The sequence below is a fragment of the Faecalibacterium taiwanense genome (assembly GCF_036632915.2).
GTDB lineage: Bacteria > Bacillota > Clostridia > Oscillospirales > Ruminococcaceae > Faecalibacterium > Faecalibacterium taiwanense.
The window spans coordinates 2,897,729-2,917,198 of record NZ_CP155552.1; the positions used below are offsets into that span (position 1 = coordinate 2,897,729).

24 protein-coding genes and 1 tRNA gene are annotated in these 19,470 nt (G+C 53.0%); 10 read left to right on the plus strand and 15 right to left on the minus strand.

The window, feature by feature from the left end; translation table 11 throughout:
- Positions 1-84 precede the first annotated feature (84 nt).
- Both PXT33_RS14455 and PXT33_RS14460 read right to left on the minus strand, forming a co-directional pair.
- A complete protein-coding gene (locus PXT33_RS14455) occupies positions 85-1,377 on the minus strand; it encodes a family 10 glycosylhydrolase (RefSeq protein ID WP_332376835.1) in 1,293 nt (430 codons plus the stop codon).
- Positions 1,374-1,874, minus strand: coding sequence for a conjugal transfer protein TraD (locus PXT33_RS14460; protein ID WP_332376836.1), 501 nt, complete (start codon positions 1,872-1,874; stop codon positions 1,374-1,376). The genes PXT33_RS14455 and PXT33_RS14460 overlap by 4 nt, the downstream gene beginning before the upstream one ends.
- A 123-nt stretch (positions 1,875-1,997) precedes the next feature.
- Between PXT33_RS14460 and PXT33_RS14465 the strand changes: the two genes are divergently transcribed.
- Positions 1,998-2,417: a hypothetical protein gene (locus PXT33_RS14465; RefSeq protein ID WP_044953353.1), complete on the plus strand. Its 420-nt coding sequence runs from the start codon at positions 1,998-2,000 to the stop codon at positions 2,415-2,417.
- Between the two features lie 257 nt (positions 2,418-2,674).
- Positions 2,675-2,750 (plus strand) — tRNA-Ile (locus PXT33_RS14470).
- A 54-nt stretch (positions 2,751-2,804) separates the two neighbouring features.
- On the opposite strand, the gene PXT33_RS14475 is transcribed toward PXT33_RS14470, so the two are convergent.
- From PXT33_RS14475 to PXT33_RS14515, 9 genes are all read right to left on the minus strand, one after another.
- The gene (locus PXT33_RS14475; protein WP_270195062.1) at positions 2,805-4,283 is read right to left on the minus strand and encodes a site-specific integrase; all 1,479 of its coding nucleotides are present in this window, start codon (positions 4,281-4,283) and stop codon (positions 2,805-2,807) included.
- Positions 4,284-4,390: 107 nt separating this feature from the next.
- The gene (locus tag PXT33_RS14480) at positions 4,391-4,615 is read right to left on the minus strand and encodes a hypothetical protein (RefSeq protein ID WP_097777023.1); all 225 of its coding nucleotides are present in this window, start codon (positions 4,613-4,615) and stop codon (positions 4,391-4,393) included.
- Positions 4,608-4,943 carry a type II toxin-antitoxin system PemK/MazF family toxin gene (locus tag PXT33_RS14485; protein ID WP_347070399.1) on the minus strand — a complete coding sequence of 112 codons (336 nt, stop codon included), beginning with the start codon at positions 4,941-4,943 and terminating at the stop codon, positions 4,608-4,610. Before PXT33_RS14485 ends, PXT33_RS14480 begins: the two co-directional genes overlap by 8 nt.
- Before the next feature lie 150 nt (positions 4,944-5,093).
- Positions 5,094-5,939, minus strand: a complete 846-nt coding sequence (locus tag PXT33_RS14490) for a DUF6551 family protein (RefSeq protein WP_270195063.1) — start codon at positions 5,937-5,939, stop codon at positions 5,094-5,096.
- On the minus strand, positions 5,936-6,202 hold the full coding sequence (locus tag PXT33_RS14495) for a hypothetical protein (RefSeq protein ID WP_347070400.1): 267 nt from the start codon (positions 6,200-6,202) through the stop codon (positions 5,936-5,938). Before PXT33_RS14495 ends, PXT33_RS14490 begins: the two co-directional genes overlap by 4 nt.
- Before the next feature lie 98 nt (positions 6,203-6,300).
- Positions 6,301-6,978, minus strand: coding sequence for a hypothetical protein (locus tag PXT33_RS14500; RefSeq protein ID WP_347070401.1), 678 nt, complete (start codon positions 6,976-6,978; stop codon positions 6,301-6,303).
- The gene (locus tag PXT33_RS14505; RefSeq protein ID WP_270193029.1) at positions 6,956-7,201 is read right to left on the minus strand and encodes a hypothetical protein; all 246 of its coding nucleotides are present in this window, start codon (positions 7,199-7,201) and stop codon (positions 6,956-6,958) included. The genes PXT33_RS14500 and PXT33_RS14505 overlap by 23 nt, the downstream gene beginning before the upstream one ends.
- A 559-nt stretch (positions 7,202-7,760) precedes the next feature.
- The gene (locus PXT33_RS14510) at positions 7,761-8,066 is read right to left on the minus strand and encodes a helix-turn-helix domain-containing protein (protein WP_270195065.1); all 306 of its coding nucleotides are present in this window, start codon (positions 8,064-8,066) and stop codon (positions 7,761-7,763) included.
- A gap of 263 nt (positions 8,067-8,329) precedes the next feature.
- On the minus strand, positions 8,330-8,650 hold the full coding sequence (locus PXT33_RS14515) for a helix-turn-helix domain-containing protein (protein ID WP_270195066.1): 321 nt from the start codon (positions 8,648-8,650) through the stop codon (positions 8,330-8,332).
- A gap of 216 nt (positions 8,651-8,866) precedes the next feature.
- Here PXT33_RS14515 and PXT33_RS14520 point away from each other — a divergent pair, with 216 nt between their 5' ends.
- On the plus strand, positions 8,867-9,202 hold the full coding sequence (locus PXT33_RS14520) for a hypothetical protein (RefSeq protein WP_270195067.1): 336 nt from the start codon (positions 8,867-8,869) through the stop codon (positions 9,200-9,202).
- 246 nt (positions 9,203-9,448) lie between these two features.
- On the opposite strand, the gene PXT33_RS14525 is transcribed toward PXT33_RS14520, so the two are convergent.
- From PXT33_RS14525 to PXT33_RS14540, 4 genes are read right to left on the minus strand one after another with little or no spacing between them, the layout of a single operon-like run.
- Positions 9,449-9,709 (minus strand): hypothetical protein, encoded by a 261-nt coding sequence (locus tag PXT33_RS14525; protein WP_347070402.1) that lies wholly within the window; start codon positions 9,707-9,709, stop codon positions 9,449-9,451.
- Between the two features lie 26 nt (positions 9,710-9,735).
- Positions 9,736-9,945 carry a hypothetical protein gene (locus PXT33_RS14530; protein ID WP_347070403.1) on the minus strand — a complete coding sequence of 70 codons (210 nt, stop codon included), beginning with the start codon at positions 9,943-9,945 and terminating at the stop codon, positions 9,736-9,738.
- Positions 9,926-11,458 (minus strand): DNA methylase, encoded by a 1,533-nt coding sequence (locus PXT33_RS14535; protein ID WP_270195070.1) that lies wholly within the window; start codon positions 11,456-11,458, stop codon positions 9,926-9,928. Before PXT33_RS14535 ends, PXT33_RS14530 begins: the two co-directional genes overlap by 20 nt.
- Positions 11,459-11,477: 19 nt before the next feature.
- Positions 11,478-11,765, minus strand: coding sequence for a hypothetical protein (locus tag PXT33_RS14540; protein ID WP_158400895.1), 288 nt, complete (start codon positions 11,763-11,765; stop codon positions 11,478-11,480).
- A gap of 466 nt (positions 11,766-12,231) precedes the next feature.
- Between PXT33_RS14540 and PXT33_RS14545 the strand changes: the two genes are divergently transcribed.
- The 7 genes from PXT33_RS14545 to PXT33_RS14875 all read left to right on the plus strand — a co-directional run bounded on the left by PXT33_RS14545 (position 12,232) and on the right by PXT33_RS14875 (position 18,763).
- Positions 12,232-13,569, plus strand: coding sequence for an ABC transporter substrate-binding protein (locus tag PXT33_RS14545; RefSeq protein ID WP_347070404.1), 1,338 nt, complete (start codon positions 12,232-12,234; stop codon positions 13,567-13,569).
- The gene (locus PXT33_RS14550; RefSeq protein WP_347070405.1) at positions 13,530-14,144 is read left to right on the plus strand and encodes a 5'-nucleotidase C-terminal domain-containing protein; all 615 of its coding nucleotides are present in this window, start codon (positions 13,530-13,532) and stop codon (positions 14,142-14,144) included. The genes PXT33_RS14545 and PXT33_RS14550 overlap by 40 nt, the downstream gene beginning before the upstream one ends.
- Positions 14,145-14,148: 4 nt before the next feature.
- Positions 14,149-15,333: a hypothetical protein gene (locus tag PXT33_RS14555; RefSeq protein WP_347070406.1), complete on the plus strand. Its 1,185-nt coding sequence runs from the start codon at positions 14,149-14,151 to the stop codon at positions 15,331-15,333.
- Entirely contained in the window at positions 15,333-16,694 is a 1,362-nt protein-coding gene (locus PXT33_RS14560) for an ATP-binding protein (protein ID WP_347070407.1), read from the plus strand. Before PXT33_RS14555 ends, PXT33_RS14560 begins: the two co-directional genes overlap by 1 nt.
- A 126-nt stretch (positions 16,695-16,820) precedes the next feature.
- Complete coding sequence (locus PXT33_RS14565) at positions 16,821-17,060, plus strand: hypothetical protein (RefSeq protein WP_347070408.1); 240 nt, start codon at positions 16,821-16,823, stop codon at positions 17,058-17,060.
- Positions 17,061-17,077: 17 nt separating this feature from the next.
- Complete coding sequence (locus tag PXT33_RS14570; protein ID WP_405002390.1) at positions 17,078-18,502, plus strand: diguanylate cyclase; 1,425 nt, start codon at positions 17,078-17,080, stop codon at positions 18,500-18,502.
- 60 nt (positions 18,503-18,562) lie between these two features.
- A complete protein-coding gene (locus tag PXT33_RS14875) occupies positions 18,563-18,763 on the plus strand; it encodes a hypothetical protein (RefSeq protein ID WP_405002410.1) in 201 nt (66 codons plus the stop codon).
- Positions 18,764-19,470: the final 707 nt, after the last annotated feature.

A 19,470-nucleotide genomic window follows, 5' to 3' on the forward strand; every position in this document is an offset into this window, starting at 1 on the left:
CGCTGTACAAGACGTTTGTCCTGTGCCGTACTGCAAGAAAAGCCCCGCCGGGGCTTTTCTTTTTGTGCGGTTTGCCGCCCGATTTTACGTTTCTTTGCCAGTGACCGCCCGCAGGGCAGCACACTCGGCAGCGGCCTGCTCCGGTGCGCCCGCACCAAACAGACTGCCGTACCGGTACAGCGCCCAGCCGCCCGCGTTCTGGCTGCGCAGGTCCTGCACCTGCCGGGCCAGCACATCGCCGGTGCTCCAGCCGCTCACGCTGTCCGGGTTCGCGCCGCCGTCACCTGCGCCCACGCGGTACGCGCCCAGCCCGAAGTACAGGGCCACGCCCTCTGCGCGCGGGTACGCCAGCCACGCGGGCACGATGTTCTCAAAGGCAAATCGGGTGCTGCCGCTCTGCAGCGTGTAGCCATAGCCCCAGTAGATCTGCGGGCAGAGATAATCCACCACCTGTTCTTCCCCGCCCGCAGCCAGCCACGCCGTCACATCGCTGTACTGGCTGTTGAGGTCGTTGTCGGGATTCCCCTGCGGACTGATGCCAAAGCGCAGCGTCGGGTCTGCAGTCTTCACCGTGTCGTGCACCTTCTTGACCAGAGCGGTCACGTTCTGCCGCCGCCATGCTGCAAGGTCTGCCGCACCGCTGGCCGCAAACTGCGCCGCATCGATGCTTTCTTCGGTCGTAGGGTAAAAATAATCGTCAAAGTGGATGCCGTCCACCGCGTAGTTCTGCAAAAGCTCGGCCACGCCCTGCACCACATAGTCCGCCGCTGCAGGCTCGGCCGGGTTCAGATACAGCCCGTCGCCCACTGCACACACCCATTCCGGGTGGGTGTTGGCAAGGTTGTTCTCTGCCAGATTCGGCGGCATGGCTGCAGAGGACCGCAGCCGGTAGGGATTCAGCCACGCCTCCACCGAAAGGCCTCGCCCGTGGGCCTCCTGCAAAAGGATGTCCAGCGGGTCAAAACCGGGGTCCTGCCCTTGCACGCCGGTGCACAGGTGGCTCCACGGGAACAGCTGGCTTTTGTAAAGTGCATCTCCGAAGGGCCGCACCTGCGCAAGCACCGTGTTCAGCCCAAGGCCCGCGCAGTTTTCCAGCATTTGCACGCACCCGGCGCGGAAGGCATCCGCCGAGGAAAAATCCATTGCTGCCCATTCCAGATAGCTCACCCATACGGCCCGCCACTCGCCTGCAGGCAGGGCAGGGTTCTCAACAGGGTGTTTTTCTGCTTTCGTTTTGTCCTGTTTGGAAAACTTTTTTCTGCGCAGCCACAGCCCCGCACCCACACAGGCAGCAGCACCGGCCCCCGCCAGAAAGGTGCGCCGGTTCACACGGCGCGGTTCCGCTTCCGTTTTTTTGGACTTGCGCCGCTGGGTCACAGGGTCTCCTCCTGGGTCTTATACAGCACAAGCGCTGCCCAGCCCCGGGCGCAGGCCAGCAGCACGAACATGATGTTCGTCCAGAAGGCAAGGGCGCTCATACCCGCATACTTCGTCAGCAGCCAGAACAAAAGGCGCAGCGCTTCCGAGATGCACACCAGCTGCAGCGGGCGCTGAACGGGCCTGCCGTGGCCGTACTCGATGGCAAGCAGGCCCGGCCACACCAGTGCCGAGCACAGGTCGCCCGCCCAGCCGCCTGCAGCCAGCTTGCTGAGCATCAGCAGCACGAACACCAGCGTGTAGCTGCGCTTATCCTTGGCGGGAGCACCCTTCTGTGCGGCCAAAAACAGCACTGCAATGCCGGTGATGCAGAACACGATCAGTTCCAGCCCCGAAAAATCCATGCCGCCCAGCACGGCAAAGCCGCCCAGCATGGACATTGCCGCTGCCGCCAGCAGGAAAAAATACCAGGTCTTGCGTGTAAATTTGAGCTTCATTGTGTTCCTCCCGCCTGCAGCAGTGCGCAGGCTCCTGACAAAATTTTCAAAGAATTAAAAATATTATAGCACAAAAGTATGCGGGTTGTGTTACAATAAGAAAAACTCTTCAGGAGGATCTTCATGAACGCCGCAGTTTCCATTGTCCTGCTTGCCGCCGTACTTGGCGTGATCGTTTTTCTTTTGTCCCGGCGCGAGAATACCCGCCGCAGCCAGTACGGCCCCGCCGGCCTTTCGGAGTTCCGCACCGACCTGCCGCTGGACGAGTGCTTCGACCGGCTGGACGAGCACAGGGATGCCGACGAGTTCGTGTACGAGTGCCGCCGGGAAAAGGACGGCGGCTTTCTGCTGCATCTCACCCTGCACCAGCCCACCCAGCAGCCGCTGGACACCCTGTATACCCTCCGGCTGGACCCCGGTCGTCAGACCGTAGTGACCCTGATCTTCATCCGCGAGGCCTTTGGCTACAAGGAGCCGCTGTTCCCGCAGGAAATGCTTGATCGTTTTATGCAGCAGAAGCTGGATGCCCACCGTACCAAATAAAGTTTTGTGTAAATGCTTTTCATTTTGCGCTGTTTTTGGTATACTTGTAAGTGCCGCAGCGCAGAATATGCGGGCTAGTAGCTCAGTTGGTCAGAGCTGGCGGCTCATAACCGCCAGACCTTACCGTTTCCACCTTTTCAAAACAGCGTTTTTTCGTTATTTTTTGAAGTTTCAAACTTCAAAAAAGCGGTTTCACCTACTTTTCACCTACGAAGGGTCATTTGAACGTCCCTCACAGGTACGTTCAAATTTCATAAGGGCCATTAGCTTAACGGTTAAAGCCGGCGGCTCATAACCGCTCCAGTGGGGGTTCGAATCCCTCATGGCCCACCAAAAAAGCACGAGATTTTGCGTCTCGTGCTTTTTCTTTTGCCTGATGGAGCAATCTCACTTGTACAGTTCCTTGCTCATCTGCTTCCGAATCTCATCACGCCGCCTGTCGTAGACCTGCGTATAGATTGCAAGGGTCGTGCTGGGTTGCGCGTGTCCGGCTTCTGCGGCCACCGTTGCCACACCGATGTTTGGATTGGACAGCAGGATACTGACGAAGGTGTGCCGGAACATATGCGGGTGAATTTTTTCGATGCCCGCTTTTTTCCCGACCCGGCGCACCAGTGCTGCATAGCTGTCGGGGTTGATGGGAAAGCCGTAGTCGTTGCAGATCACAAAGTCATTCCCACGCAAATCCAGAAGCGACTGTGCGTACTTAGCACCTTTCTTTTCCAGATTTTTCTGCCAGCTTGCACCCATCAGCTTTTTTCTGGACTTCCACTGTTCGTGATAGTCCTTCAAAAAGGCCATAAACTCCGGGGCAACATCCACATCACGGATGTTGCTTTCTTTCGTTGTGGTAAGCTGATAGCCATAATTAGGGAAAACCAACAAAGATTTTGACACATGGATTGTTCCATCACGGAAATTCACATCTTTCCATGTAAGACCAGCCAGTTCTCCACGCCGGACACCAGTGTTCAGCAGGCACAAAACGACTGCCTTTTCCAGCATGGAGCACTCTTTCAAAGCCACTTGTAAGGCTTCTACTTCATCACTATGTAAGCAGTCCACAGATTTTCCTTTTCGCCCAGATGCTTTTATCATTGGCATTTGAAGTGATGTTCCATAGTTATCATTGGCGTAGTTCAGGACTGACCGAATGAACAGATTGTACTCTCGCATCGTCTTTTTCGTCATGGGGCGGCGGTCAATCTCCACCTCAAACATCTGCCCAACGGTCTTACCCAAAGCCATTGCCACCTGTTGTGCCGAGTCCAAAGAAACCGTTTCACCACGGAAAATCCGCTCAATGGTTTCCTCTCGGATGGTGCATTTTTTCGCAATTTTAGGGCAAGACACCGTTTTGAACTCTTTAGATTCTGGCTTCAAAACCGCACGTTTATAAACGCGTGCATCACTATCTTCCAGAAAGCGAATGACTGCATCGCAGTCTTGCCGGGTAATCGTCCCAATCGCTTTTTCAGAAAATTCCGGGTAACTTTGGATGCGTTGAAGATACTTTTCTTTTTTCAAGCTAGTGTTCTCTTTGTTGCGGTTTGCGTCATAGTCACCTTTCAGACGAACCGAGGGAGCCATCCGAGAACGGTTTGAAGCTATGTACTCTTGCGCTACAACCGCAAAGGTCTTTCCTGCGTTGCTGGCTTCTTTATCGGCCTTTTCCTGTTCCTGCCGCTCAAATTCAGCGGCGGCAGCATTCGCAGCAGCGTTGCGCGCACGAGCGTTTTTCAGTTCGGTGGGGTCAAAATCGAACCGACCATAGCGACGTTCGATTTTGCCGTTCACCAGAACATTTGCGGTGATTTGGTAATACCGGGGTTTCTTTTTGGGTTCGATCAGCTTAATGGATGCCATATATTTACCGTCCTTTCTGTGTGGTGGTTATCTCTGTCACAATGAGTATAGCAGTTCAGGCGGTTAATTTTTAGGATGTCGCAGTTTATGCCCGCATCCTTGACAAGTCAGGAAGTTGTCGTTCCACCGTTGAAGTAGTCAGCCATTTTTCCAAGGTTGATATACCATTTAATGCCCGACTGAAATGCCATGCCCGGCACTTCCCGGCAAAGGCGGCGGATGTAATATTCAGGCAAGCCCATACGCTGACTTGCCTGCTTGATGCTGACGATCTGCGGCAGTACAACTGCTTCGCTCTGGATCTCCGGCGATACCATCACTTTTTCATTCATCGGCATTCCTCCTGTCCCATTCATTGATTTCCAAACTATTCAGAAGTGCTTCTTCGATCCGGCGCATTTCGTTCCGCGTAGTCCGCCCCAAGAAGCGTTGTATGCGGCTTTTGTCTATCGTGAAGATCTGTTCCAGTTGAACCACAGATGGCTTCTCAAAGGCTGTATTGTGGGCTATCAGAACGTGTGTGGGCTGGTATTTCTTTTTCTCGGTGCGGGAAGTCACTGTCGCCACGATAAGGGTAGGCGCATAGCGGTTCCCTACATCGTTTTGCAGAACCACCACAGGGCGGGTGCCGCCCTGCTCGGAGCCGATGTGCGGCTCCATGTCTGCATAGTAAATGTCCCCTCTGAGGTATTTCCAGTCTTTTGGTATGATAGCTATCAGACCTCCTATCCTTCTATATGTAGCAAAAGCCGCCCGTTTTTGGCAGGCGGCTCTTGCAGGAAAAGGAGTATGCCTAGAAAGGCGAAAATGTCACTGCTTGATGGGGAGATTGAAGCGGCGGCTGGAGCCGTTGTAGGTGCGAAGAATCAGCATCATATACTTGTAGCTGACGGTGCCGCTCATGGCCTTTTCATCACGCACCAGCGTCATGGGGTGAACGGTACGCAGCCGCTTCACCAGACGTTCCGGGTCATACTCGCCCTGATAGAGTGCCACGAAGCGAACCATGCCCCGCAGGATGCCGGAGCGGAGGGAATCGGGGTCACCCTCCCAGCCCTTTGCCAGCATGGTCAGGGCTTCTTTGTAGAGGTCTGCGCCATAGGTCTTGTACTCCTTAAAGGCGGTGCGGATGCAAATGATCTTCCACGGAGCGCGATAGGCATCCAGACCAAGCTGCAAGCCGGTGCTTTCGGTGGCATTCAGGAATGCGATGGACTGTGCATCCTTGCCGACCAGTGCAGCACGAAGTTCTGCGCCAGCAGTCAGAGGTCTGGAAACGCCGGTCTGCTTGGAAAAGAGAATTGCTTCCTCCTCTTTCGTCAGCCCGGTGTACACCTTGCAGATGATGGGAAGGTCAGCACCGCCGTTCATGGTTTTCCGGGTTACAATGGTGTGCTGACCATCGAACACAAAGTAATGCCCGTCCCGGTAGCTGACCTTGGGAGGGTTGGCGATCAGTTCAGTGAACTCAGCCGACATCTTCTCAACATTCGGGATGCTCAGACCCCGCTGGTAGTCGGCAGGGATTTCGAGGAAGGCACTGTTGATAACCTTTTCCTCGTAAGGCCGCTGGGCAAAGAGGGCTTCGATGATGGCTTCATCGGTGATTTCGGGCATGATCTCAGGCATGGTGTTGACGCAGTTCATATTCTTCATAGCAGTTCCTCCATCTTATCTTCCAGATTTTTCAGGTAGTCTCTCAATTTCTGAATCGTTCGTCCTACGGATGCACGGTTCTCTGCATCGGACAGAATGTCGGGATATTCCCGGAAAACGCTTTCCCAGCGGCGCATCATACTGTTGGCGGCTCCCGATACTTCGCAAAGCATCGCAGTCCCATCGGCAAGTCGTTTGGGTACATAGCGGCTGTTTGCGATATCAAGAATCTGCTGACGGTCGATTTTCAACGGTTCATTCACTCTTTGTGGAAAAGTCTGCTCCTGCGGAGCCGGAGTGTGAACCAGTTCTTCGTCCGTGGATTCTTCCTCGGATGTACTGGCATTGGGCAGCGGTGCAGCTACGGCTGGGGAGCTTTCTGCTTTTGTGCAGGCGGTTTTGGGGGCTTCGGCTTGCAAATCTCAGCCACCAATGCCGGACGTTCTTCGGGAGGGGCACGGGCAACAGATGCAATCTCGGCGGCGGTCGGCTTGACCTCGCCGGAAAGCACTTTCTGGCGTGTGCCGGGAACAGCTTCTTCGGCAACATCCACACCTTTTGCAAAATGTTCAGCCCTTCGTACAAAGCTGTCTGTCGTATTCGTTTCACGAGCGATTCGTTCACGAGTCTTTTCGGGTTTTATCAGGTGGTCAAAATGACCACCTGATTTTGCCGCAGGGCTTTTTCGATCACCGCCATTAACGCATTTTTCGGCTTCATACTGTTTCCCGATAAGGTACTTCTTCTGTTCCGGGGTGAGATTGCGCCGCCCCAGCTGATTCTTGCAAATCCAGATGATGGCTTCATAGCGGTTTGCAAACTCCGTTTCGTGAACGGTGAACGGGATTTCCGGGTGCTTCTTGGCGATGATGAAACGGTTGTGTCCGTCCACGATCAGCCCCTCCCACACGATGATGGGATTGATGATGCGTCCATCCCGCAGGATGTTGGCTTCCAGCTGGTTCAGTTCTTCAAAGGTAAGCGGCGGAATCTTGCCCTGAAACTCTGGGTCGATCTTAAGCGCAGATAAGTTCATCATCGAACCGTCCTTTCTTCGTGTAGGTGGATTTCGGGCTGGTGGGCTGGATGTAGTAGTCGTAGCCGAAGCTGGTCTGGCAGTAGGTGCAAGGCTCCTTGGTGAGCTGATAGGGGTCTGCACGGCGGACACGGATGCCACGAGTGTTCCGAAAGGCATTCAGGCAGCGGGGGCAGAGGGTGGTCAGGGTCGATTCATCGGTCTTGTGGGTAAAAGTACGGCTCATAATCATTTCCTCCGTTTCGTATGGGTGAGTGTTCGGTATGGAAAAAGCCCGCCGCCAAGGTTCAAAAGAATCCCCGGTGGTGGGCTTTGAAGTTTTGTTTTAAGTTTTTCCAACCTATTTGTCCTCGACGCCCGTTGGATTTGGAATGCACCTCGGTAAGTGGGGACTTGCACCCACACTCCACATTGGCTTCTTCAGCCACCCCGTCTTCTTTATGACCGGGCCGCGAGTTACGGAAGTTTCATTATTTTGTCCGAGGGAATGATATTCAATTTTCAAGGTACGGCTTCCAGCTTTGGGCTTCTCCCCGTCTGGGGTGTTGCCCTTGCTGTGACCATAGTGTACCTGAAAACTGAACGCATTTTTAGGAAGTAATAGTTCCGCTTTTTTCGCCAAAAACCGGAACTATCACTTCCGGTTTTCCACGAAAATCGACGTCAAATCAAATGTTTTTAATTTACAAGTTCTAAAAAGAAATTTTGATATTTTTCAAAGAAAAAAGCCCTTCCAGATGGCGGCTCATACAAGCCGACCATCCAGAAGGGCTATTCTATAAAGATTATAAATCGTCTGCAATCGCATCTAAACTGCGTGCAAGGCGGTGCAATTTAGCGCAGAGCTTTTTCCTCAGCTGTTCTTCTTTTTCTGAGGGTGTCTTTCCCACAATCAAATAGTCAAGTGTCGTATTGAAGGTTTCCATGATTTCAACCAAAAGGTCAATCGATGGAGCTTCTTCCCCTCGTTCAATGTTACGAAGATGGCGGTCGCTGATGTTCAGCTTGATAGCCAATTCTTCTTGCGTCAGTCCCTTGGTTTTACGCAGTTGCTGAATGCGTTTTCCTGCGGAGTAAGAATCAAAGTACATAAGCCAGCCCTCCGACCACAGTGCAACGCAGTCGCAAGCTGCGCCATAAGGTCGGAGCGCAAAGATACAGTCGGCGGCGAACCAAGTTCTGGTTGCCGGGGCTCAGTTGGTACTCGATCAATCTCCTTTTCATAGTTCTTCGTCCTTTCTTTGTCGATGATGGCAAGGCGGGCGGAGCATGAAGAACGCACAGTGCGCTCTCCATGATAGTAAAAGGGATAAATCCCTATTGCTATCCATGATAAAAAGGGAAATACGGCTGTTTACGGCATGGTACTCAGCAAATGAACGACTGCTTCTTTTTGCTCTGGACGCAACGCAGACCATTTTTCAAGCATTTCTGCCTGTTCATGAGTAAGTACAACAGCTTCCCGTTCGCCGGATTCAACCACTGAGAAAAATTCTGTCAATGTGATTCCGAATGCATCACAGATTTTCAGAAGCGTCGGTACAGTAGGGACGATGTTCTTTCTGTACCATGAGGAAATGGTAGTTGGCTTGATTCCGGCGTGAGATGCCAAATCATAATTCGACCAGTGCCGAGCTTCACGGTAAGATGTTATCGTGTCCAAGACATTTTTCACCGAAAAGCCTCCTCTGCCGTAAAACTTGCGCTCATTATACCGTAGAAAAAGAAAAATTATAATCCTTTTAGACGTACATTCGCGACGACTTTCGGGCATACCGAACAAGATTTGCATTGGCAGTTGAAAACGGCTCAGATTACCTATTGCAATTCTGACTATTTGGAAATATACTTGTAAGTATCAAATTATTTCACTGTATGGGAGGACATTATCATGGCAAGACCCAAGGGAAGCAAGAATAAGACCCGTGCTGTAAAATCCACTGTTGATTATGTAGCCGTCGTTGTAGAAAAGACTGCTGAAAAGGAAAAAATCGAATCTGAGATCGCTGTATTGATTGCCAACATTGACGATCTGAAGGCACAGCTGAAAACGAAAAAAGACGAGCTGAAAGCAGCTACCAAAGACCTGACTAAGGCTGAAGCCAAGAAAGCTGCTATCGAGAAAAAAGCTGCTGAAGAAGCCAAAAAGGGCGAAGCCGAAGATGTGCTGAAAAAGCTGCTTGCCAACGGTATGACCGCCGAAGAAATCCTTGCCAAACTGCAATAATCCAGCATGGGTGCAAGCAACCACGTTTGTCCGAACTGCGGACGCAAAATGAAGCAGCAGTTCATAGGGCTGTTCCATTGTAAGTGCGGAATGAGCTGGAAACGGGATATTGGCTTCTTTGAACGTACTCCAGACATGGTTTTTGCATTAGAGCGCAAGAAGGTTGGCACGAAGATAAAACAGCTTCCAGTAATACGGTATAAATAATAAGAACGCTCATCAGCCTGAAAACTGATGAGCGTTCTTTCATTCCTCGGCTATACCAAGATACTTGTCGATTTCTATGATGCCCTCCCCGCTGACCTCCACCAGATCTTCAAAGGGCACCACGGTGTCTCCCACCTGCAGAGTGCGGAACACCGGGTCGATACGGTCTGCTTTCCCGGTCAGTGTCACATAATTGCCAACTGCCGGAACCTCCGGGTGGGCGGTGTCCTCCTTGAAGTACCGCACCGTGATGCTCATGCCCTTGGTGACCTGCATCAGCCTATCGGACAGAGCGGACATTTCTTCCTCGGTCAGAATGCGCTTGGTTACACGCTCGGTACGCTGCTTTTCTGCGGCAAGCTGCTCATCATAACCACGCAGGGCTGCAAAGGAGAGAAGATCTTTGCCCGGTTCTGTAAGGTCATGCGGGGATGCTTGCGAAGGGATTCTTCGGTCTGGGGACGTTCCATCTCTATGATGTCCCCGTATTTTTGGGCAGTCTCCAGCCCGATTTTGCTATTTTTGTAGTTTTCCATCTGAGCCTCCTGCCGAACCTCCTGCACTGTGCCCGCCGATTTGCGCATTGCGCTGGCGCATGGTGGCACCTTCTTCGTAGCTGCTGGCTTTCAGCACGGCGTTTTTTCCGTACTTGTTCTTGATGCCCAGCATGGCTTGCTGGAGTTTTTTCTCCTTTTCCAGCTTCTTGGTGTCGGTGAAAAAGTCCACCTGATAGATGCCCTCGTCCGGCGTGACCTTGTTGGCGTTGAGGGTGATACGCCGCACCGTCAGCGCTGGGTTAGTGATGCGCTCAAACAGCTTTGCGCTTTCGTTGATGATGGTGCTGCCCAGATTGGTAGGAGCATCAAACCGGACGGTGCCGTGGGCTGCCTTGGGGATAACTCTGCCGTAGCGGTCGGTCTGGGTCAGACCACGGTAGTCGCCCTTGTCCACATTCTCCCGGTCGTAGCCTATCTCCAAGGTGATGGATTCCGTCACCAGCTTCTTTTCCGTGAGCCGGAACATCAGAATCTCTGCCATCTCCCGGACGATGAGTTTTGCCTTATCGTTGGGGTAGGGGCAGGTCAGCACCTGTCCCTCACTGATGCTGTTGGTGCTGGGCTTGTAGCTTTTGATCTGCTCCATGCCGCAGGGTTCGTAACCCCATGCGTGGTCGATGAGGATCTCTGCATCCACGCCAAAAATCTCATACAGACGATCTTCTCCGTGGATGGAAAACCGTGCCAAGTCCCCCATGGTATAGATGCCGTGAGATTCCAGCCGCTTGACGGTGCCGGGACCGGTCATCCAGAAATCTGTCAGCGGGCGATGGTTCCACAGCAGATACCGGTAGGACTGCTCGTCCAGCTCTGCAATGCGGACACCATCTTTGTCTGCCGGGATGTGCTTGGCCACGATGTCCATGGCCAGCTTTGCAAGGTAGAGGTTGGTGCCGATGCCTGCCGTTGCGGTGATGCCGGTGTTGTACAGCACTTCCCGCACCATGGTCATGGCAAGCTCGTGGGCGCTCATGTGGTAATAGGGCAGGTAGCCTGTCACATCAATAAAAACTTCGTCGATGGAGTATGGGTAGATGTCCGCCGGGGACACATATTTGAGATAGGTCTTGTAAATCTGGGTGGACACATCCAGATACCGCTGCATCCGGGGCGGCGCAACGATGTAGCTCAGCCCTAGCGTCGGGTCTGTGTTCAGGGCATTGGCATCAAAAGAGGTGCTGGCAAAGTGGTATTTTCCATCTTCTCCCCGGACTGCCTTTTTCTGCCGGATGGCAGTTTGCAGCCGCTGAGCGTTGACCTCCCGGACACGCTGAACGGCTTCAAACAGCCGTGCTCTGCCGGGTATCTTGTAGGCTTTCAGGGAGGGCGACACCGCAAGGCAGATGGTCTTTTCGGTGCGGGAGGCGTCTGCCACAACCAGATTGGTGGTCAGAGGGTCCAGATGACGGTCTACGCACTCCACCGAGGCATAGAAACTTTTCAGGTCGATTGCCAGATAGGTGCTTGCCAGATAGGTGCGCGGCGGTGCCATGATTCAGCCCTCCTTTGTGTTATTTGGTTTCCACCTCCACGAACCATCTGCCAAACCGGGATGGAAACCGTGGGTCGGAACGCTCGAAAAACAGGTGCCGCTCCTGTCCCTTTACCATTACAGTATAACAGTCACCGGACATATCGGCAATGGTATTTGCAGGGCGAAAGTCCCGCACCTGCTCGATGGGATATGTCCGGCCATCGCCCCATGTGATCTGCCGGGGCTGCATATAGCCAGTCGCGTCAAAATCAGAGTTCACCTTCACATAGACCTTTTCCGTTTTGCGGCGGCAGTTCCGATTCATTCCTCACAGCTCCTTTGCAAAATTTACCACAACTATTTATCTTATTATAATAAATCTTTACGCTGTTTTCAAGGCGAAATAGCTATTTGTTTGTGATTCGGACAACAAAAAGATTTGTCCTGACTTTTGAATGGCTCAAAAAGACACATTCAATCCTTCTAAAGCATTAAATCTAACGTCTATAATGTTTTCCTTGACAGATTTTTGCATTTCAAGCTGCGCAAAACGCAGAATTAGATATAAAAATATTCTTTTGTATGTAAAAAGCCTTCAAAATCAACTTGAAACGCTTTTGTTGCAATGATACAATAAAAATGTCACTTTATGGGAAAATCGGCGTATGCGCAGTGCGGACAGACCGCGAGCGTCGGAGTTCCTGTGGGGTGTGTAAAAATAGCTAAGGCAACACCGCGCTACTGCACCTGCGTGGTACTGCTTTCTGAAAATGTGAGGAAGATATATTTATATGATGAAAAAAATCTCCCGCCGCTCCTTTTTGCAGGCTTGCGGCATTGCAGCAGCCACAGCAGCGCTGACCGCCTGCGGCGGCGGCAAGGCTGAAGCCGACAAGAGCAGCAGCCAGAACGGCAAAATTCAGATCACCTTTTATCTGTGGGATCGCTCCATGATGAAAGAGCTTACGCCGTGGCTGGAAGAAAAGTTCCCGGAGTATGAGTTCCACTTCATTCAGGGCTTCAACACCATGGACTACTACCGCGATCTGCTGAACCGTGCGGAGCAGCTGCCGGATATCATCATCTGCCGCCGCTTCTCCCTGAACGATGCGGCTCCTCTGGCAGAGCACCTGATGGACCTGAGCACGACTGAGGTTGCAGGCACCTTCTATTCCAGCTACCTGAACAACAATCAGGAGCCGGACGGTGCGATCCGCTGGCTGCCCATGTGCGCCGAGGTGGACGGCACGGCAGCCAATGTTGATCTGTTTGCTCAGCACAACATCCCCCTGCCTACCAACTATGCCGAGTTCGTGGCGGCTATTGATGCCTTTGAAGCTATCGGCATCAAGGGCTATCAGGCAGACTGGCGGTATGACTACACCTGTCTGGAAACCATGCAGGGCAGTGCTATCCCGGAGCTGATGAGTCTGGAGGGCACCACATGGCGCATGAACTACGAGAGCGAGACCGAGGACGGCTCCACCGGTCTGGACGATGTGGTATGGCCGAAGGTCTTTGAAAAATATGAGCAGTTCCTCAAGGATGTGCGGGTGCAGCCCGGTGACGCTCGGTTGGAGTTGAACCCCATTGCCAAGCCTTTCTATGAGCGGCAGACCGCCATGATCCGCACCACCGCAGGCATAGCGGATGTAATGCCTGACCAGTACGGCTTTAACGCATCTATTCTGCCCTATTTCGGCGAGACTGCCAACGATAGCTGGCTGCTGACCTACCCCATGTGTCAGGCGGCAGTTTCCAGCACAGTAGCGCAGGACGAAGCAAAGCTGGCTGCTGTGCTGAAGGTACTTGAGGCTGTGTACAGTGCAGAGGGTCAGAGCAAGATGGCTGGCGGTGCTGCTGTACTGTCTTATAACAAGGAGATCAATATTACCTCCTCCACTTCTCTGGAACATGTTGCGGATATCATCAGCGCAAATCATCTGTATATGCGTCTGGCCTCCACCGAGATCTTCCGCATTTCGGAAGATGTAGGACACAAGATGATGACCGGCGAATACGATGCCAAGGCCGCATACGATGCGTTCAATGAGCAGCTGGTCACCCCAGAGCGGACCCCGAAGCCGAGGTGCTGTTCACCCAGAATACCGCATACTCCATCGACATGACCAACCACGGCAGCGCTGCGGCTTCCTCGCTGATGAACGCCCTGCGCGCCACCTATGATGCGTCTATTGCAGTCGGCTATTCGCCGCTGGTGTCCACCTCCATCTACTGCGGCGAGTACAGCAAGCAGCAGATCTTGTGGGTGATGGCCGGCAACTACGCTGTCTCACAGGGGGAATATACCGGTGCAGAGCTGCGGCAGATGATGGAGTGGCTGGTAAACGTGAAGGACAACGGCGCAAACCCCATCCGGCACCGGAATTATATGCCCGTGACCAGCGGCATGGAATACAAGGTGACCGAATACGAGCAGGGCAAGTTCCGTCTGGAAGAGCTTACCATCAACGGTGCACCGCTGGACGACACCGCCACCTATACCGTATTTGTGGCGGGCACTGATGTGTGGATAGAAAACGAGGTCTACTGCAACTGCCCCATGCCGGAGAACCTGAAAGCTAAGCGGACGGAATACGCCATTGAAGGGGCAGAAAGCCGCTCCTGCCTGAAGGATTCGCTGGCGGTCAGCAAGCAGTTCCCCGCCCCCTCCGAGTATCTGACCATTGTACAGGGAGAATAAACTCTTGAAAAATGAAACTAAGATGCGGCCTGCGATAAAAAACCGTATCCTCGCAGTTTTGGCAGTGCTGCTGCTCGGCGTCAGTATTTTGACAAGCTACGTTGTCTTTACAGATTTCATGTCGCACACCATCTACGAGGAAAGCACTGCACACCTTACGGAGATCTACCATCAGGCAAACCAGACCCTTTACAATAAGGTATCCCTCAACTGGCGCGTCATGCGGATGTGGACACCTTATCTGGAAAGTGCGCAAAGCGATGCCGATGTCTGCGCTTTCCTTGCACAGGCAAAAGAAGAATACCATTTTACAGATTTTTTCTTCGTCTCACGGGATGGCTCCTATATCACGCTGGACGAAGAACGAGGCTATCTCGATCTGGGACGAATGCTGTCGCAGCTGGTTCTGGAGCAGCAGCCTATCGTGGCAAACTCGGTGGTACCGGACAAGCCGGAGATTATGGTGTTTGCAGTCCCCACGGAAAAAGGCAGCTATCAGGGCTTTGATTACGAGGCCATTGCCGTCACCTACAACAACAAAGATCTGGTGGACTCCCTGAAGATCTCTGCCTTTGAGGGACACGGCAGCACCTTTGCCGTGCTGCCGGATGGCCGTGTGGTACTGGACAGCAGCAGTGAAGATATGCGCGGCGTGCACAACATCCTTGCCATGCTCAAAAATTCGGCTGGCTTTACGGACGAACAGATCACTGCCCTGCAAAAGGCTTTTGCCGCCGGGAAGCCCGGCAACCTTGAGTTTTCCATCAATGGCACCGGCTATTACATGGTTTACGGCTCAGCTTCTTTCCAGAACTGGACGATCCTTGGCATAGCGCCTAAAGCTATCGTGAATGCCAACATGAACCGGCTGCAATACACCACCATGGCTGTGATAACCGGCATCGTGGGGATACTGGCCGTTACTATCTTACTGCTGGTGGTACAGAACAACCGGCAGAAGCTGCGGAAAAAGGATCAGCAGCTACTGGCGCGCGAGGAGTTGTTCTCGAATCTTTCTCGCAATGTGGACGATGTGTTCCTGATGATCGACACCGAAACCAGCAAGGTGGAATACGTCAGTCCCAATGTCCAGCGCATTCTGGGCATTTCCCCGAAGCGGTGCAAGAGGATTTTCACGTCCTATACTCTGCTGGAGACGATAATTGCGCACCGCAGCTGGAAAACCTGATGCAGATGGAGCAGGGCGTTCAGCAGGAATGGGATCGAGACTTTATCCATCAGGAGACCGGCGAGTCCCGCTATATCCATGTGACCGGCTTTATCAATGATGTGCAGGGCGCAAAAAAGTGCATCGTGGATCTGTCTGACCGCACAGGCGAGCACCAGACCACGCTGGCTGTGGAAGCCGCGCTGGAAGTAGCCGAAAAGGCCAGCAAAGCCAAGACGGACTTCCTTTCCAACATGAGCCACGATATCCGCACCCCCATGAATGCTATCATCGGCATTACCACTCTGATGAAAAACGAGCTGCACGAGCCGGAAAAGCTGGCCGAGCATCTGGGCAAGCTGGAAACATCCGGCCAGCTTCTGCTGGGCATCATCAACGATATTCTGGATATGAGCCGGATTGAGAGCGGCAAGACTACCCTGAATGTGGAAAAGATGAACCTGCCCCAGCAGGTCAGCCAGCTGGACAGCGTTATTCGCCAGCAGGCAAGCCAGCGCCGCCAGACCTTTACGGTAAACACCCTTGTGCAGCACGAAAACGTACTGGCCGACCCCAACCGCCTAAATCAGGTGCTGATGAACATCCTCTCCAACGCGGTCAAGTACACGCCCACCGGTGGGTACATCCGGCTGGATGTAGATGAGCTCACCCATACCGAGCATTACGCCAAATACCGCTTTGTGGTGCAGGATAACGGCATCGGCATGAGCGAGGAGTTCCAAAAGACCCTTTTTGAACCCTTTACCCGCGAGGAAAAATCCGGCACCAACAAGGTGCAGGGCACCGGCCTTGGCATGGCTATCACCAAGAGCATCGTAGACCTGATGGGCGGCTCCATCAGCGTGGAGAGTGCCACCGGCAAGGGCACCCGCTTTGAGGTCGTGCTGGAATTCCCCATTGATGCCGAGGCAGACACGGCACAAAAGGCGCAGGAGCTGCCGGAGGAAACAGAAGACACTTCTCCCCTGTGCGGCATGAAGTTCCTCTGCGCCGAGGATAACGCCCTCAACGCCGAAATTTTGCAGATGCTGCTGGAGACCAAGGGAGCCAGCTGCACCATCTGCTCCAACGGTCAGGAGATCGTGGATGCGTTTGTCCGCGTCAAGCCCGGCGAGTATGACATGATCCTGATGGATGTGCAGATGCCGGTGATGGACGGCCTCGAAGCCGCCCGCCGCATCCGCAGCAGCGAAAACCCGCTGGGCCAGGTCATCCCCATCCTCGCCATGACGGCAAACGCCTTTTTGGAAGATATGCAGAAGAGCAAGGAAGCCGGGATGGACGAGCATCTGTCCAAGCCCGTGGACATCGACGCGCTGGAACAGGCCGTCAAGCGCTTCCGCGTTACCCCCCGAAAATAAATAGTGGAATCGCACGGTTTCGCAGATGACCGACACCCACGACCTAGCAGGGCCGCCCATTTGCGGCCCAGCTCTTTTTTGTGAGAGAGCAATCATAATGAATCAAAGTATTGGATGGTATTGCGTATGGAACAACAGCCAAATAAAATCCAGCCTATGTTGCTATCGGCACTTGCCCAATTGAGCGCCTGCCTGATCGTCTGGAATTTTCATATTCCAAATCCAAATATCGTGCTTTTTGTTGTTCTTTCTGCTGTGCTCGTGAAATACGGCTATGCAGCAGGAATCGTAAGCGGCCTCATTGCATTCCTATACTCCGCGTTTTTCTTTTCTACCGACCACAGCTTTTTCTTTACACCTCTTTGAACCTTCATAAGCTCATTGTGATCGGCCTTGGTATTGCTGCGAACATTCTGCTGATCGGTCGCCTGCCAAGGCAGGTCGAGCGCTCTAGCATGGAAAAGGCGCAGGCCGAAGCCGAGGAAAAGCTTCAGGAAACAACAGAGAGCTACCGTGCAAAACTTTACCACGATGTCTTGACTGGCGCATACAACCGCCGCTATTATGAAGATATCGCATCCCGTATCGTCGGCCCTGCAGGCATCGCGCTGATGGATGTGGACGATTTCAAAATCTGCAACGACACCTATGGACATTACGCCGGAGATATGGCACTGGAAACTGCGGCAAATGCCATCCGCTCCTGCATCCGAAACGCCGACCTGCTCATCCGCTACGGCGGGGATGAATTTCTGCTGGTGCTGCCCGGCATTCCGAGCGACATCCTGCAAGCCAAGCTGGAGCAGATCAGAGCCGCCGTGCAGCAGGCTGCTGTACCCGGCTATTCGCATTTTCGCCTCTCACTGAGCATCGGCGGAACGATGCAGGCCATCACCGACCCGATGGAGAATGCGGTCCGCCGGGCAGACCGGCTGATGTATCAGGCAAAGGGCAGCAAGCGTTCGGTCGTGGTTGAACTCCCCGAAAACGCACTGACCGCACAGGAAGAACTGGTGGAGGAGAAGCCGCAGATCCTTCTTGTGGACGACTCTGAAATGAACCGCCTCATCCTGACCGAGATTCTGCAAGGCGACTACCGTATTCTGGAAGCAAAAGATGGCCGGGAATGTATGGATGCCTTGCAGGCTGAAGCCGGGAATCTTGTGCTAGTGTTGCTGGACATCAATATGCCGGTCATGGACGGTTTCGAGGTACTCAAGGCTATGAACGCCAACCACACCATCGAGGACATCCCGGTCATCATGATCTCCAGTGATGACTCTGACGCTGCAATTCGGAAGTCCTATGAACTAGGCGCAAGTGATTATGTCAATCGACCTTTCGATGCTCGTATCGTCTACCGCCGCGTGACCAACACCATCAAGCTGTACGCCAAGCAGCGGCGGCTGGTGCAGATGGTGTCAGACCAGATCCGCGCTCGTGAAAATAATACGGATATGCTGGTGGGTGTACTGAGCCATATCGTAGAGTTCCGCAACGGCGAAAGCGGTGCTCATGTGCGGCATATCCGTATCATTACAGAAATGCTGCTCCACCGTCTATTGGAGATCAGCAGCAACTACTCGATTTCTGCAGAACAGCAGGATATGATCCCGCTGGCCTCCGCTCTGCACGATATCGGCAAGATCGGCATTGACGAAAAAATCCTCAACAAACCCGGCAAGCTGACCCCGGCGGAATTTGAGGCCATGAAGACCCACAGTATGCTGGGAGCCGAGATGCTGCATGATCTGGATGAATTTGCCGAGCAGCCGTTGCTGCAAACCGCCTACGAGATTGCCCGCTGACATCACGAACGCTGGGATGGCCGGGGCTACCCGGATGGACTGAAGGGCGATGAGATCCCCATCAGCGCACAACTGGTCTCGCTGGCCGATGTGTACGATGCACTGACCAGCGAACGCTGCTATAAGAAAGCGTTTTCCCACGAAAAAGCCGTGCAGATGATCCTGAACGGCGAGTGCGGAGCGTTCAACCCGCTGCTAATGCAATGCCTGACAGATATGCAGTCCAAGTTGAAAGAAGAACTGCACCAGCGTCTTGAATGATTTGCAATAAGTAAACAAGGCCACCCGTCATTCCGACAGGTGGCCTTGTTGCGTTTAAACCCGCAAAATGATTTTACTGTGACAGTTCAAATTGCGGACTGAAAGGACGCATAGCTTACGCAAGCAATGTTTTCGTCTATACAAAAACACTTTTTGCGTTGCAAAATGCTTGTTGGGGGAATGCCCCAAGCCCCTTTGATCTGCATTTTCCAATGCAGGCTGCGCATCCCTTCGGGACGCTTTTTATCCGGTGATGTGCTCCGGGTCGTTGAGGACTTGTATGAGGTGAGAAGCGGCTTCTGCCAGAGAAGCATACTTCATCTGTTCCGGGACAGGCGCATCCAGAAACGAAATGCCCCATTCCTGCATACAGAAAAAGCTAATTTGAACAAGCTACGCGGGATGCAGCATAGAAAAGTGGCTCATCGAGCGTATAGACGATAAATGCGAAAGCAAATACGACCAGTACACACAATTGTTTTCAAGATTGGCGAAAGATATTAACACTTTAGCTAAAGCATGATAGCATATAAAGGGGATTTTTTGTTTTCAAAAGTGGTTGTTCCTTTTACTAAGCATGTTTTTGAGATGCCGCTGCTGAGGCAAAGACCCATTCAGTCAGCCTACGGCTGACAGCTTCCTCACAAATGGGAAACCTTTTGAGATGGCACAAAGCGCAAGCTTTTCCCTTAGGGAAAGGTAGCAAT

Excerpts from the sequence above, each read along its gene's own strand:
- PXT33_RS14490 (WP_270195063.1), bottom strand. The coding sequence starts at position 5,939 with ATGAAGAATATGAACTGCGTCAACACCATGCCTGAGATCATGCCCGAA.
- PXT33_RS14545 (WP_347070404.1), top strand. The coding sequence starts at position 12,232 with ATGATGAAAAAAATCTCCCGCCGCTCCTTTTTGCAGGCTTGCGGCATT.
- PXT33_RS14475 (WP_270195062.1), bottom strand. The coding sequence starts at position 4,283 with ATGGCATCCATTAAGCTGATCGAACCCAAAAAGAAACCCCGGTATTAC.
- PXT33_RS14465 (WP_044953353.1), top strand. The coding sequence starts at position 1,998 with ATGAACGCCGCAGTTTCCATTGTCCTGCTTGCCGCCGTACTTGGCGTG.
- PXT33_RS14535 (WP_270195070.1), bottom strand. The coding sequence starts at position 11,458 with ATGGCACCGCCGCGCACCTATCTGGCAAGCACCTATCTGGCAATCGAC.
- PXT33_RS14560 (WP_347070407.1), top strand. The coding sequence starts at position 15,333 with ATGCAGATGGAGCAGGGCGTTCAGCAGGAATGGGATCGAGACTTTATC.
- PXT33_RS14530 (WP_347070403.1), bottom strand. The coding sequence starts at position 9,945 with ATGGAAAACTACAAAAATAGCAAAATCGGGCTGGAGACTGCCCAAAAA.
- PXT33_RS14500 (WP_347070401.1), bottom strand. The coding sequence starts at position 6,978 with ATGATGAACTTATCTGCGCTTAAGATCGACCCAGAGTTTCAGGGCAAG.
- PXT33_RS14480 (WP_097777023.1), bottom strand. The coding sequence starts at position 4,615 with ATGAATGAAAAAGTGATGGTATCGCCGGAGATCCAGAGCGAAGCAGTT.
- PXT33_RS14460 (WP_332376836.1), bottom strand. The coding sequence starts at position 1,874 with ATGAAGCTCAAATTTACACGCAAGACCTGGTATTTTTTCCTGCTGGCG.
- PXT33_RS14525 (WP_347070402.1), bottom strand. The coding sequence starts at position 9,709 with ATGTCCGCTCTGTCCGATAGGCTGATGCAGGTCACCAAGGGCATGAGC.
- PXT33_RS14505 (WP_270193029.1), bottom strand. The coding sequence starts at position 7,201 with ATGAGCCGTACTTTTACCCACAAGACCGATGAATCGACCCTGACCACC.
- PXT33_RS14540 (WP_158400895.1), bottom strand. The coding sequence starts at position 11,765 with ATGAATCGGAACTGCCGCCGCAAAACGGAAAAGGTCTATGTGAAGGTG.
- PXT33_RS14485 (WP_347070399.1), bottom strand. The coding sequence starts at position 4,943 with ATGGAGCCGCACATCGGCTCCGAGCAGGGCGGCACCCGCCCTGTGGTG.
- PXT33_RS14520 (WP_270195067.1), top strand. The coding sequence starts at position 8,867 with ATGGCAAGACCCAAGGGAAGCAAGAATAAGACCCGTGCTGTAAAATCC.
- PXT33_RS14565 (WP_347070408.1), top strand. The coding sequence starts at position 16,821 with ATGGAACAACAGCCAAATAAAATCCAGCCTATGTTGCTATCGGCACTT.
- PXT33_RS14510 (WP_270195065.1), bottom strand. The coding sequence starts at position 8,066 with ATGTACTTTGATTCTTACTCCGCAGGAAAACGCATTCAGCAACTGCGT.